13 protein-coding genes are annotated in these 12,838 nt (G+C 71.2%); 4 read left to right on the top strand and 9 right to left on the bottom strand.

What is annotated here, in order from left to right; genetic code table 11:
• Position 1: 1 nt before the first annotated feature.
• Together V5P93_RS20760 and V5P93_RS20765 are read right to left on the bottom strand one after the other, a co-directional pair.
• Positions 2-823: an ACP S-malonyltransferase gene (locus tag V5P93_RS20760; protein ID WP_146108365.1), complete on the bottom strand. Its 822-nt coding sequence runs from the start codon at positions 821-823 to the stop codon at positions 2-4.
• A 14-nt stretch (positions 824-837) separates the two neighbouring features.
• Positions 838-1,821: an ACP S-malonyltransferase gene (locus tag V5P93_RS20765; RefSeq protein WP_146108366.1), complete on the bottom strand. Its 984-nt coding sequence runs from the start codon at positions 1,819-1,821 to the stop codon at positions 838-840.
• 471 nt (positions 1,822-2,292) lie between these two features.
• Here V5P93_RS20765 and V5P93_RS20770 point away from each other — a divergent pair, with 471 nt between their 5' ends.
• Positions 2,293-2,826 (top strand): EF-hand domain-containing protein, encoded by a 534-nt coding sequence (locus V5P93_RS20770; protein WP_181043902.1) that lies wholly within the window; start codon positions 2,293-2,295, stop codon positions 2,824-2,826.
• Here V5P93_RS20770 and V5P93_RS20775 read toward each other — a convergent pair.
• From V5P93_RS20775 to V5P93_RS20790, 4 genes are all read right to left on the bottom strand, one after another.
• The gene (locus V5P93_RS20775; protein ID WP_181043903.1) at positions 2,809-3,750 is read right to left on the bottom strand and encodes a S8 family serine peptidase; all 942 of its coding nucleotides are present in this window, start codon (positions 3,748-3,750) and stop codon (positions 2,809-2,811) included. The genes V5P93_RS20770 and V5P93_RS20775 overlap by 18 nt on opposite strands.
• Before the next feature lie 354 nt (positions 3,751-4,104).
• Complete coding sequence (locus V5P93_RS20780; RefSeq protein ID WP_104483002.1) at positions 4,105-4,866, bottom strand: MerR family transcriptional regulator; 762 nt, start codon at positions 4,864-4,866, stop codon at positions 4,105-4,107.
• 15 nt (positions 4,867-4,881) lie between these two features.
• On the bottom strand, positions 4,882-5,643 hold the full coding sequence (locus tag V5P93_RS20785; RefSeq protein WP_104483003.1) for an ABC transporter permease: 762 nt from the start codon (positions 5,641-5,643) through the stop codon (positions 4,882-4,884).
• Positions 5,640-6,407 (bottom strand): ABC transporter ATP-binding protein, encoded by a 768-nt coding sequence (locus tag V5P93_RS20790; protein ID WP_104483004.1) that lies wholly within the window; start codon positions 6,405-6,407, stop codon positions 5,640-5,642. Before V5P93_RS20790 ends, V5P93_RS20785 begins: the two co-directional genes overlap by 4 nt.
• A 206-nt stretch (positions 6,408-6,613) precedes the next feature.
• On the opposite strand from V5P93_RS20790, the gene V5P93_RS20795 reads away from it, so the two are divergent.
• Both V5P93_RS20795 and V5P93_RS20800 read left to right on the top strand, forming a co-directional pair.
• Positions 6,614-7,069, top strand: coding sequence for a YciI family protein (locus V5P93_RS20795; protein ID WP_104483005.1), 456 nt, complete (start codon positions 6,614-6,616; stop codon positions 7,067-7,069).
• Positions 7,070-7,165: 96 nt separating this feature from the next.
• A complete protein-coding gene (locus V5P93_RS20800; protein ID WP_104483014.1) occupies positions 7,166-8,431 on the top strand; it encodes an RNA polymerase sigma factor in 1,266 nt (421 codons plus the stop codon).
• 158 nt (positions 8,432-8,589) lie between these two features.
• On the opposite strand, the gene V5P93_RS20805 is transcribed toward V5P93_RS20800, so the two are convergent.
• The 3 genes from V5P93_RS20805 to V5P93_RS20815 all read right to left on the bottom strand — a co-directional run bounded on the left by V5P93_RS20805 (position 8,590) and on the right by V5P93_RS20815 (position 11,124).
• A complete protein-coding gene (locus V5P93_RS20805) occupies positions 8,590-9,495 on the bottom strand; it encodes a hypothetical protein (RefSeq protein WP_104483006.1) in 906 nt (301 codons plus the stop codon).
• A gap of 649 nt (positions 9,496-10,144) precedes the next feature.
• On the bottom strand, positions 10,145-10,726 hold the full coding sequence (locus V5P93_RS20810; RefSeq protein ID WP_104483008.1) for a phosphatase PAP2 family protein: 582 nt from the start codon (positions 10,724-10,726) through the stop codon (positions 10,145-10,147).
• Complete coding sequence (locus tag V5P93_RS20815; RefSeq protein WP_104483009.1) at positions 10,723-11,124, bottom strand: VTT domain-containing protein; 402 nt, start codon at positions 11,122-11,124, stop codon at positions 10,723-10,725. Before V5P93_RS20815 ends, V5P93_RS20810 begins: the two co-directional genes overlap by 4 nt.
• A 1,292-nt stretch (positions 11,125-12,416) precedes the next feature.
• On the opposite strand from V5P93_RS20815, the gene V5P93_RS20820 reads away from it, so the two are divergent.
• Positions 12,417-12,770: a MerR family transcriptional regulator gene (locus V5P93_RS20820; protein ID WP_374065053.1), complete on the top strand. Its 354-nt coding sequence runs from the start codon at positions 12,417-12,419 to the stop codon at positions 12,768-12,770.
• Positions 12,771-12,838 lie beyond the last annotated feature (68 nt).

Here is a 12,838-nt window from a genome sequence, read left to right on the forward strand (position 1 = left end):
CTCAGTGGATCCGGGTGACCAACGCGGTCACCGTCCTGCCGTTGACCTCGTCGAACTCCGTGACGCCCAGCGCGCGCAGGGTGTGCACCACGCGCACCCACTCGACCGGCTCGGCGAGCTGGCGGGCCAGCAGGTCCGCGCCGTCGGCCGGGTCGAACAGGGCACCGGTGACGCTGGAGACCACCGGGGTCGTGGGTGGCGCGAAGACCTGCTCGGCGAGCACCGCGCGGAACCGCTCGGCCGCCGGTGCCATCAGCGGCGTGTGGAACGGGCCGCTGACGTTCAACGGCACCACCCGGGCGCCGGGCAGCGCGGCGATGGCCTTCGCGGCGACGGCGAGTTCCGCGCGGTCGCCCGCGATGGTGGTCTGCGTGTCGGCGTTGGAGTTCGCCACGTGCACGTTCGGCACGCCGGTCTCGGCGAGCGCGCGGCGGACGAACGCGGCGGGCACACCCTGCACCGCGGACATGCCGCCGCCGGTGACCCCGGCCATCAGCTCGGCGCGCCGCGCGACCAGCGCGAGCCCGTCGGCCAGGCTGAGCACGCCCGCCGCGACCAGCGCGTTGTACTCCCCCAGGCTGTGCCCGGCCAGGTAGTCGGCGCGCGGTGCCTCCCGCGCCATGAGCGCGTTGACGAAGAACACCGCGGGCTGCGCGAAGCGGGTGTCGCGCAGCCGCCGCCGCGGGTCGCGGACGCACAGCTCCTCGATGGAGTAGCCCAGCGCCTCGTCGGCCAGCGCGGTCGCCTCGGGGTGGCGGGCGAACAGGTCCGTCCCCATCCCGCGCTTCTGCACGCCTTGGCCGGGGAACAACAGACAACGCACGGTTCGCTCCTCTCTCAGCCCGCTGGTCGCAGCGGTTCGACGCGGACGGTGGTGCCGCGCAGGCACTCGCGGGTGAACCGGCGGGCACCCGGCCCGGGGCCCGCGTCCAGCACGCGGTCGGCGGACGCGTCGGCGACGGCGCGGGTGACCGCGCTCGCCCAGTCGTTGGGGCGCGCGAACACCTGGTCCAGGTACTCGGTGACGAGGTCGTCGGCGCCGCGCAGGTCACGTCCGCCGTCGGCGGCGTAGACCGGCAGCGCGAGGTCGCCGGGGCCCGGCAGGGGGCCGATCGCGGGCAGGTCGGCGCGGACGCGGGCGGGGAGACCGGCCAGCAGCGGGCTGTGGAAGGGGATCGTGGTGGGGAGGTCGGTCCACGTCGTGTCCTGCCTGGTGAACGGCGCGGTGCCGCGCAGCGCGCGCAGGTCGGCGGGTGGGCCGGTGAGCACGTGCGCGGTGGGGGTGTTGATCAGGCCGATCGAGACGGTCGGGTGGTCGGTGAGCACGGCGCGCAGGTCGGCGGTCGTCGGGCCCGTGACGGCGCACATCGGCGCGCCGGTGTCCGGTGCCAACTGTTGCGCGCGGACCAGTCCGGCCAGCACGAGCTTGACCGACCCCGTTGCCAGCGCGAAGAAGTCGTCCAACCGTCGGCTCCGCACTCCCGCGACGACCGCCGCCTGGAGTCCGATGCTGTGGCCGAGCGCGCCGACCACGTCACCGGGCGGTGTGCCCGGTTGCAGGCGGACGAGTTGGTGCACGTGGACCAGGACACCCGTCGCGGTCGAGTCCAACGCGCGCGGTTCCACCCCGCCCAACCACTTCTCCAGCGGCAACCCGTCCGGCAACACGACAGGCCCGAGATAATCGACCATTTCGTCGAGCGCGCGGTGCACCGAATGGAAGAACGCGGCATTCCCCGAGTGGCGGCGAGCCTGCCGCAATGCGGGAATCAGGGACTCGTTCCGCGCGCCGAGACCGTCGAACAGCACAAGCGAACGCATCGCACCTTTACCATTTTCCGACACGCGGCGGACCGGCCGGGAACGCGCGCGTAAACGCGGCGTTTCGGCTGATCAGGACACACTGACAGGCAACAGGGGATTAACCGGGAGAGAACGATGACACTCGCAGCACAGCAGCGAATGACATCGATCACCACTCGCCGAGAACCAGTGGCACAACGGTCATCCGGCCGGATTCCCCCCGCTCCGACCACTGATCATCAGGGACGAGTTGTACGCTAATACCGGCGCACCCTGGGAGACAATTACCAACGTCCACCCCCACCCGAACGGTGCAATTCCTCACCGAATGTCACCGCCGAGTCACACCACCGCTTCTTGTTGGAGATTTTCCATCAACTTCCGCGCGGCTCACTACACTGCCCGTCACCGAGACGATCACCCGGTAGTGAGCGGGTATCGCACCGGCGGACTGTTGTCCCCGCCCCGGCGCTCGGCCAGGTTTGCCGTGTGACGAGCGACCTGCAGCAGCGCAAGACCGCCCTCGTGTTCACCGCGATGGACGCGGACAACGACGGCTACCTGGAGCGCGCGGACTTCGAGGCGCTGACCGACCGGTGGACGACCATCCGGGGCCAGGCCGGGTCGGCCCGCCTGCGCGAGATCATGATGGGGTGGTGGGACGCGCTGCGCGCGATGTGCGACGCGGACGGCGACCAGCGGGTCACACTCGCGGAGGTGTGGTCCGTGGTCGACAACCTGGGCTCCATGCTGGACCGCGTGGCCGCCACCGCCGACTCCATGTTCGAGGCGGTCGACGAGGACGGCGACGGGCGGGTGACCGCGGCCGAGTACGCCCGCATGATCCGCGCGTGGACCGGCCGCGCCACCCCGACCGACGCCGCGTTCGCCCGGCTCGACACCGACGGCGACGGGTTCGTCTCGCGATCCGAGTTCACCGCGCACTGGGTGGAGTTCTGGGCCGGGGACGACGAGGACGCCCCCGGCACCCACCTGTTCGGCGAACTAGGGGTCGACGCGTGACCTCGCCCCGCTCCGACGGCGGGCGTGCGCGACGGCGGTGACCGCTCCCGTCGCCACCAGGGTCAGCGCGGCCAGCCCGGCGACGAACCACACCGCCACCCTGGCCGGTCGTTTGTCCACTGTAGAGCGATCGGGGATGGCGATGTGCTCGGAGGGCGGGGTTGTGCGACGCGGTTCGGGGGCGATCGTGGTCACGGCGGCGACCGGGTTCACGACGCCCGCGCCGATGGTCGGGTCCGGGGCGGCCGGGGCGTCGGCGGTGTCGGTCAGCCTGGTGATCGTCTCAGCCGCGGTCAGGGCCGGGTGCCGCGCGCGGACCAGGGCGGCGGCCCCGGCCGCGTAGCCGACGGCGAGTTCGGGGCCCGCCGCGAGTCGGTGTCCCGAACCGGAGGGGCCGATGCCGACCAACTGCTCGGCGGGCGCGGCCAGCGCGGGCCGCGCCCCGAGCAGGACGGACTTGGCGAGCCCGTCCGGGCCGACCGGGGACACCGCGAGCACCCCGTCCAACGACGCCGGGAACGCCCGCTGCCCCACGCGCCGGACTGCGGCGGACGCGACGACGAGGACGTCGCGTTCGCGCGCGGCGGTGACGGCGGCCCTCAGCGCGGGGGTGTCGCCGGTGCCGATCAGACCGACCGCGACGACGCGCGCGCCGGAGTCCACGGCCCGCCGGATCCCCGCGGCCAGCCGGTCCGGGTCCACCGCGCCGGGGTCTCCGGTGACCCGGATCGGCAGGATCGTCGCGGCGGGGGCGAGTCCGACGAACCCGGACCGCGGCACCGGTCGCGCGGCGATCAGGCCCGCGACGAACGTGCCGTGGCCTGAGCGGTCGGTGTCGGCCGGGCCACCGTCCACATCGAACCCGTGGTCGACGGCGCCCGCGCGGCGGCGCTGACACCGTTGTCCACCATGGTCGGCGGCCACCCGTCGGCGGGGTCGAGCCTCCGCACCGCCCAGGGCACCGCGGTCTCCTCCCCCGCGCACCCGCCAGACGGTCGTGCGCGCGCCGGGACCACCACGACTGCGGAGACCACCATGACGGCACCGGCGGCGACACCAAGATCGGCTGCCGCCCCGGACCACCGATCCGCCCGTGGCCGAACCACTTCGCGCGAGCGCCGGAGTGGTTCGGCCAGGGCTGTGGTACCCGCGAGACGGCCACCGCGGGCGGTCTTGAGGCACCGGCTCTCGGTGGGCGCCGTTCCGCGTCGGACTCCTGCCGCGCGACGCCTCGGCGCCAGAGCGGTCAGCCTGCCGGGGTCCGAGCGGGTCGCCGAGTCAGTCGGCGGGCACCCGTGTGACTCGGGTCCAGCCGCGCCAGCCGCGTTGTTCCAGGATGGCCAGTACCCGTGCGGCGCCCGGGGCGGACTCGATCATGGCCGTGTCCAGCAGGTCGACGAACCGGTCGTCGAAGCCGTCCGCGGTCTCGCCCGCCTGGGTGGCGCGGGCCATCAGGCGTTCCAGGACGTCGGCGATCTCGACGATCCGCGGATCGTCGGCGGGGGCGTCCAGGTCGCCTTGGAGGAAGCCGTAGAGCCGCACCACGTCCGGGTCGTCCAACCGCTCGTGCTTGTCCGCCATCACGGCGTCGATCAGGTGCGGCACCTGGGCGGCGACCAGGATCCAGGCGTCCCGCTCCATCGCGATGTACCGCTCCCCGACGCCGAGCCCGCGCAGCCGGTCGAGGTAGCGCACGACGCTGGGCGGCAGCGCCAGGTGTTCACCTGCGGCGAGCCCGGCGAGGCGCCGACGGGTGTCCTGGAGCCGCCGGACCTCGGCGCGCAGCCGGGTGTCGATCTGCGCGACCGCACGGGCGAACTCCGCCGGGTCGGCGTCGAGGAGTTCCCGCACCCTGGCCAGCGGCACGCCCGCGTCGGCCAGGGTGCGGATCCGGATGAGCCGCACGACCGCGGCCGCGTCGTAGGCGCGGTAGCCGGAGTGGTCGCGCGCGGGTTCGGGCAGCAGGCCGATCCGGTGGTAGTGCCGCACCGCCCGCACGGTCACCCCGGCGTGCGCGGCCAACCGGCCGATGGTGAGCATGGTTCCCAGCCTGCCTCAGCCGATCCGACGGCGGTAGGCGGCGACCGCGAAGGCGTACGCCACCGCGAGGGTGCCCGCGCACCACCCGAGGGCGGTCCAGATGGCGCCGCCGACCGGCCGCTCGGCGAGCAGGTCGCGGAGGGCGGTGACGATCGGCGTCACCGGCTGGTGCTCGGCGAACCAGCGCACCGGGCCGGGCATCGTCGCGGTGGGCACGAAGGCCGAACTGAGGAACGGCAGGAAGATCAGCGGGTAGGAGAACGCGCCCGCGCCCTCGACGGACGTCGCGGTGAGGCCGGGGATGACGGCGATCCAGGTCAGCGCCAGGGTGAACAGCAGCAGGATGCCCGCCACCGCCAGCCAGGCCCCCACCCCGGCGCCGGAGCGGAAACCCATCAGCAGCGCCACGCCCACGACGACCGCGAGCGAGATCGCGTTGGCGACCACCGACGTCAGCACGTGCGCCCACAGCACTCCCGACCGCGCGATCGGCATGGATCGGAACCGCTCGAAGATCCCGCTCTCGCGGTCCACGACGAGCCGGAGCGCGGTGTAGGCGACGCCGGATGCCACGGTGATGAGCAGGATGCCTGGCAGCAGGTAGTCGACGTACCGGGTCCGGCCGGTGTCGATGGCGCCGCCGAAGACGTAGACGAACATCAGCATCATGGCGACGGGTGTCACCGCGGTGGTGATGATGGTGTCCACGCTGCGGGTGACGTGGCGCAGGGTCCGCGCGGTGAGCACGGCGGTGTCGTGGAGGAGGTGCACGGTCATCCCCGTTCCTTCGCGCCGCCGACGATCGCCAGGAAGACGTCCTCCAGGGTGGGCTGCTTCTCGACGTACTCGGTGGTGGGCGGCGGGAAGAGCCGCCGCAGGTCGGTCAAGGTGCCGTGCGCGATGATCCGACCCTCGTGCAGGATCGCGATCAGGTCGGCCAGCCGTTCGGCCTCCTCCAGGTACTGGGTGGTCAGCAGCACCGTGGTGCCGTGCTCGGCGAGTTCCTCGACGGTCCGCCACACCTCGACGCGCCCCTCGGGGTCGAGCCCGGCCGTCGGTTCGTCGAGGAAGATCACCGGCGGGTCGCCGACCAGGCTCATCGCGATGTCCAGGCGCCTGCGCATACCGCCCGAATAGGTCGATACCCGGCGTTCGGCCGCGTCGGTCAGGGAGAAGCGCGCCAGCAGGTCGTCCGCGACCGCGCCCGGGTCGTCGAGGTGGCGGAGCCTGGCGACGAGGACGAGGTTCTCCTGGCCGCTGAGGATGTCGTCGACGGCGGCGAACTGCCCGGTGAGGCTGATGGACTCGCGGACGCCTGCGGCCCGCGTGGCGACGTCGAAGCCGTTGACGGTCGCCGTGCCCGCGTCGGCCCGCAGGAGCGTGGCGAGGATCCGCACGGTCGTGGTCTTGCCCGCCCCGTTGGCGCCGAGCAGCGCGAAGACGCTGCCCCGCGCCACGTCGAAGTCGACACCGCGCAGCACCTCCACCGGGCCGTAGGACTTCGCCAGGCCTCGTACCCGGATCGGCGGGTCGGTCGTCACTGTTCCTCCTCTGTGGAGCCGTTCGGTCGGCTACCAGGAGGATGGCGGGTTGACCCGGCGTCAGGGTCAAGTCGGCGGCCCCGAGAAAATCTTGAAAAGCGTCCGGGGACGATGTCGAAACGGGGCAGTCCCGTTCGACGCCCGGGTGGAGCGGGGTCGTGACCCGGGCGGACGGCCCGGGGCCCCGGACGAGCAGGAGGCAAGCGATGCGGGTCATGGTGCTGGGCAAGGCGACCGTCGAGTCCGAGGCCGGGCAGCTGCCGAGCATGGAGGCGCTGGAGGCGATGGGCCGGTACAACGAGGAGGTCGTCAAGGCGGGCGTGCTGGTCGCCGCGGACGGGCTGCACCCCAGTTCCCGGGGTGTCCGGGTGCACTTCGACGGTGACGACCGGACGGTGGTCGACGGGCCGTTCGCCGAGACCAAGGAGCTGATCGCCGGGTACTCGATCCTGGAGGTGGCCTCGCTCGAGGAGGCCGTCGAGTGGGTCAAGCGCTCACCCAACCTGATGCCCGGCGGGGTCGGCGAGGTCGAGATCCGGCCGATCTTCGAGGCCGCCGACTTCGGCGAGGTGTCCGAGGAGGTGCTGGCCCAGGCCGACGGCGTCGGCGAACTGGGTCGGGCCAACGTGGCCAAGTGGCGCGCCGAGCAGGGCGGGAACTGAGCCCGGGCCGGTGATCGGGTTCCCGCTCGGTCGCCGCGCGCGAACGTGATCACCGGCTGGTTGCGCCCGTCCGCCCGGTGCGGTTGGGTCCACGACGTGCCAGCCGCCGATCCGCCACCCGCCGACCCGCCCGCCAACCGGGCGGTGGAGGCGGTCTGGCGGATCGAGGCGGCGCGACTCATCGCGGGCCTGGCCCGGGTGGTCCGCGACGTCGGCCGGGCGGAGGACCTGGCGCAGGACGCGCTGGTCGCCGCGCTCGAACAGTGGCCCGCGTCCGGCATACCGGACAACCCCGGCGCCTGGCTCATGGCGGTGGCCAAGCGTCGGGCGGTGGACGGCCTGCGGCGCGAGGTACGGCTGGCGAGCAAAGTCGCGGAGCTGGGTCGCGACCTGGCGACCGTCGAGCTCGATCTCGACGTCGAGGACGACGTCCTGCGGTTGATGTTCACCGCCTGCCACCCCGTCCTCACCCCACCCGCCCGCGCGGCGCTGACGTTGAAGATGCTGGCCGGGCTGCGCACGGAGGAGATCGCCCGCGCGTTCCTGGTCCCCACCCCGACGATGGCCCAGCGGATCGTCCGGGCCAAGAAGACCCTCGCCGACGCGCGGGTGCCGTTCGAGGTCCCCACCGGCGCCGAACTCTCCCCCCGCCTGGCCTCGGTCCTCGGCGTGGTCTACCTCCTGTTCAACGAGGGCTACTCGGCCACCGCGGGCCCCGACCTGCTCCGCCCCGCCCTCTGCGACGAGGCGATGCGCCTGGGCCGGATCCTGGCGGCGCTGGCACCACACGAGCCGGAGGCGCACGGGCTGCTCGCGCTGATGGAACTGCAGGCCTCCCGGCTGCGGTCCCGCACCGACGCCACGGGCGAGATCGTCACCCTCCTCGACCAGGACCGCACCCGCTGGGACCGTCTGCTGATCGGACGTGGACTGTCCGCACTGGACCGAGCCGTCGAGCTGGGCGGGGAGACCGGGAAGTACGCGGTGCAAGCCGCCATCGCCGCCTGCCACGCCCGCGCCCACACCGCCGACGACACCGACTGGGGCCGGATCGCCGACCTGTACGGCGTGCTGGCACAGGTGGCGCCATCCCCGGTGATCGAACTGAACCGCGCCGTCGCGGTGTCCATGGCGGACGGACCTGCCGCCGCGCTGGCGCTGGTGGACGCCTTGGTCGAGACGAAGGCGCTGGCCCGGTACCACCTGCTGCCCGCGGTCCGCGCCGACCTGCTCGTCAAGCTCGCGCGGCCGGATGAGGCCCGCGCCGAGTTCGAACGGGCCGCGGCGCTGACCGACAACAACCGTGAACGCGACCTGTTGCTGACCCGCGCCAAGGCCTGCGACGCGACACCGACGGGGTGATGGCGGCGGCGGCCACGAGGAGCCCCGCCGCCCAGCGACCAGCAGCATCACGGCGTTGGCGACCGCGGGCAAGCCGGGGCGGCGGACGTCCGGTCGCAGCGCTTTCAGAGTGATCGAGATCGGACGTGCTGTCCGGGGTGCGGCTCGTCCCGAGGTGGTCACCCGGTGCCGGGTGCCGCCGACTTGTCGGGGTTGTCGCGGTGCTCGCCGGGACGGGGCAGCACACCGGCTTCGTCGAGTTCCGCGTGCCTGCTGCCCGCCATCCCGACCACGAGGTTCGCCGCGGCGTCGAGGGACTCGACCTCGGTGGTGTCCACCACCCGGGCGCGCTGCCGGTAGCTGAAGACGATCAGACCGACCAGCAACGCGAGCAGCACGATCGACGAGCTGTAGGTCCCGTAGCCGAGGCCGCCTTTCGCCACCGGCTTGCTGAACAGGTCGCCCGCGGTCGCGCCCAGCGGGCGGGTCAGCACGAACGCGACCCAGAACAGCAGGACGTTGGAGATCGGGGTGTACCGCATCGCGAGTGCCAGCACGCCGATCATGCTCGCGACCAGGACCGCGCTGCCGCCGTAGCCGAGGCCGGAGTCGTCGGAGAGGAAGTCGCCGAACGCCGTGCCCAGCGTGTTCGAGATCAGGATCGCGATCCAGTAGAGCAGTTCGCCACCGAAGGTGTTGATGTCGACCACGTTGAACGAGTGCCCGCTGAGCTTCCACACGGCGAAGACGATCAGCAACGCCGTCACCAGCACGCTCGCGCCCAGCGCGTAGCCCAGGTCCAGGGTGCGGTCCATGAAGTCGGACAGCGTGGTGCCCGCCATGCTGGTGGACAGGATCACCGTCCAGTACAGCACCGGCTGGAACGTCCGCACGCTCAACTGGCACACCAGGGTGATGACGAAGATCCCGATCAGGACCAGGAAACTGATCAGGTAACCCACGTTGAGCGTCTGCGCGATCAGGTCGCCGCCGGTCTCGCCCAGCGTGGTCGCGGCGATCTTCATGACCCAGAAGATCAGCGTGATCCGGGGAAGTTTCGACGACACAGCGGCCGTTCCTCGCATACCCGTCTCCTGGATGTTCCGTACGCGCCAAAACGCCATGTGTGCCCGATTTTCGGGGTAACCGGTCGAGCGCAGGACAATACTGGTGGCCACCTGGCCGCCGTACAAGTTCGCGAATTTCCCAGCCCCCGATGGGGATAGTCGGCGCGATCCGCGACCCGGAACGATAACCGGTTCGGCCGCGCGCGGCCGCGAATTCGCCCATAGGTGTCAATCGGGACAGCGCGCGAACTCGCTTCCACGGAAGCGATCCCCGCTGTCCTCTACGCTCCGATGTGGACTCACGGGTGCCAGGCCAGGGCGCACGTAGTAGCCGGTCACACCAACAGCGAGCACGACGGCGACCACGGCTACCATCTGCCAGAGCCCGCCGCGGCTCTCGGTTTCCCGCACGCGGGAGGTCGTGTAGGCCTTGGTGACCGCCAGCAGGACGACGACTCCCACGATGCCCGCGCCGAAGACCGCGCTGCGGCACGACCAGCAGCAGGACCCCGGTGGCGACCGAGGTGCCGCCAAGGCCGAACCCAAGGTTCACGTTCAGGAGTCCGCGGCCGACTCCCCCCGGTCGTGCACAGCACCTTGATGACCCAGAAGTAGACGGTGGCTTCCGGGACCTTGTTGAGCGGCAAGCGGCCTTGGTGGTCGGTGTTCACGGGCGTTCCCTCGGTGTGGACGGCACGGACGCCGGATGGGAGCGGGTGGTGATGAGCACGGGGGGCACCCTGTCGACCAGCAGGCGGTGGGCCCACAGGCCGGTCGCGCCGATCGCGGCGCCGACCAGGAATCCGATGAGGACGTCGTGCGGGTAGTGCGCGCCCAGGTAGACGCGGGAGACGCCGACCAGCAGGGTGAGGGCGGTGGCGGTCAGGCCCTGCGCGCGGTCGGTGAGCAGGATCCCCACCGCGGCCGCCGCGGCGACGGTGGCGTGGTTGCTGGGCAGGGCGTAGTCGGTGACGTAATCGCACGGCGCGACGGTGACCACGTGCAGCACCTGACACGGTCGGGGTTCGCGCACCAGCACCTTCACCAGATTGCTCACCCCGTACGCCAGCAGGACCGCCACCGGTGCCCACAGCGCCGTCGCGGCCACCACCGGCGACCGGCGCCGGGCCCGCCACCACGCCACCACCATCACGATGGCGAGCAGGAACAACGCGCCGTTCGTGTAGGCAGACACGATCGTGTGCAACCACGGGGTGCGTTCGGCAAACCCCAACAGCGCGCCGGTCACGCGCGGCTCCTCGACCGCACCAGCCGGGCGGCGACCGGCAGCAGGGACAGCACGACGATGGCAGCGGTGATCGGCAGCAGGTAAGTGTCAACGTTCGGGATCGTGCTGCCCAGCAGGTAGCCCGCGACCGTGACGCCGACCGTCCACAGCAGCCCGCCGAGGACCTGCCACAGCGCGAACACCCCGGCCGGTACCCCGGTGAGCCCGGCCAGCGGGTTCAGCACCGTCCGCACGACCGGGACGAACCGGGCCAGCACGATCGCCTTCCGGTGCCCGTAGGACTCCAGGAACCGCTTGCTCCGCCCGACGCCGTTGTGCAGGTGTCGGTTGCGCGACCGCGCCAGCAGGGCGGACCCACCCCGGCGGCCGATCAGGTACCCGATCTGCGCGCCGAGCAGGGCGTGTGCTGGTCGAAAATGCTGTCACCGGCCGTGAGCTGCGGATTCAGGCGGCTGGTTGGTAGTGGTTGAGCAGTCCGGCGAGTCGTTGTGTACGTGTGATCCGGTCGGTCTGGGCGGGCAAGGGGATCACTTTCAGGTCGTCGTCGGGGGCTCGTGGGTTCATGCCGTGGCCTTGGTGGCTACGGTGGGTGTTGCGGTGCTCGACGTATGCGTCCAGTACGTGCTGAGGTGGCGGCGGTCGATGATGAGTAGCCGGTCGGTGCATTCGCGTCGCAATGACCCGATCCAGCGTTCGGCAAAGCGTTCATCCGTGGTGCTTGCGGCGCGGTGAGGACCACATGGATGCCGATCGAGGCGAATACCGCGTCGAAGGCCGCGGTGAACTTGGCGTCCCGATCACGGACCAGATGGGTGAAGCGATGCCCAGCGTCATCGAGCTGCGCTGCGAAGTCGCGGGCCAGTTGGGTCGCCCAGGTCCCGTTCGGGTGGTCGGTGACGCCGAGTAGGTGGACGCGGCGGGTGTGGTGTTCGATGACGAATGCCGCGTAGAGGCGCTGAGTGTGATGGTGTCGACGTGGAAGAAGTCGATCGCGGGAAGACCATCGGCTTGGGCAAGCAGGAACGCGCGCCACGCGTCACCGCGGTCAGAGGGCGGCGGAACACGACGGGCGCGCAGGATCCGGCGGATGGTCGAAGCGGCGAGACGATGCCCGAGCCGACGCAGCTCGCCAGGATCCGGACCACCCCCAGGTCGAGTTCTCCCTCGCCAAACGGACGACCAGAGCGACGACCTCGTCGCTGATCGGCGGACGGTTCAGCGGTTTCGGTTGACGCCACTTCCTGGCCACGAGCACCTGAACCAGGAATCGGTACAACAGTCGAACAGCCACAGACCACCAATCAACGAACATCACACAACAGCAGCTCAGGCTGGCGACCGAGTTTTCGACCAGCACAGGTGTCTGAACGCGGATGAGAGCCTTCGCCGACCGGGCAAGCGCAGGCAAGTCAAGAGTCCGGTGAACAAGGCGCGAATCAGAGGAGAAGGGAAGGGTTGCGCGCCATCGGATTTCCCGCCGAGGAGTGAAGCGCTCAAGGCGGGTACCGCACTCGAGTCAGATGGGGTGGTGGTTTCCGGTTACGTACAAACGATTCTCGCGTTGTCCGCAGCTTGCGCGGGTGACGCGTACCTGACCGGTCGTTTTCCTGACCGGTCGATCGAAGTCAACCCATAACCCTTGGGGCCCGGTGCCGTTGCGGCACCGGGCCCCTCGTGATGCGGAGGTGCAGTGCGCGAGGACAGAGAGCAGCCGCGGGCAGCGGCAGACAACTTCGACGACGACCACTACCCGGCCTACACGATGGGCAGAGCCGCGGAGATGCTGGGAACCACACCGGGGTTCCTGCGCAGCCTGGACGAGGCGGGGCTGATCGAGCCGCAGCGCTCTGCCGGCGGACACCGCCGCTACTCCCGTCACCAACTGCGCATCGCGGGGCGCGCCCGCGAACTCGTCGACCAAGGCGCCGGCGTGGAAGCCGCGTGTCGCATCGTCAGCCTGGAGGACCAGCTCCAAGAAGCACGCGCTCTCAACGAGGCGCTCGCGCCGTCCGAACAGGACAAGCCACCACAGCACGATCTCTGACGTGGCCACGGTCACGACCGGCCCTGGCTGTTGGTGGCCGCTGGTGATGAGTGGCCGGTGGGTGAACT

This window comes from Actinokineospora auranticolor (assembly GCF_041897805.1).
Classification (GTDB): Bacteria; Actinomycetota; Actinomycetes; order Mycobacteriales; family Pseudonocardiaceae; genus Actinokineospora; species Actinokineospora auranticolor.

Excerpts from the sequence above, each read along its gene's own strand:
- V5P93_RS20785 (WP_104483003.1), bottom strand. The coding sequence starts at position 5,643 with ATGACCGTGCACCTCCTCCACGACACCGCCGTGCTCACCGCGCGGACC.
- V5P93_RS20780 (WP_104483002.1), bottom strand. The coding sequence starts at position 4,866 with ATGCTCACCATCGGCCGGTTGGCCGCGCACGCCGGGGTGACCGTGCGG.
- V5P93_RS20765 (WP_146108366.1), bottom strand. The coding sequence starts at position 1,821 with ATGCGTTCGCTTGTGCTGTTCGACGGTCTCGGCGCGCGGAACGAGTCC.
- V5P93_RS20805 (WP_104483006.1), bottom strand. The coding sequence starts at position 9,495 with ATGCGAGGAACGGCCGCTGTGTCGTCGAAACTTCCCCGGATCACGCTG.
- V5P93_RS20795 (WP_104483005.1), top strand. The coding sequence starts at position 6,614 with ATGCGGGTCATGGTGCTGGGCAAGGCGACCGTCGAGTCCGAGGCCGGG.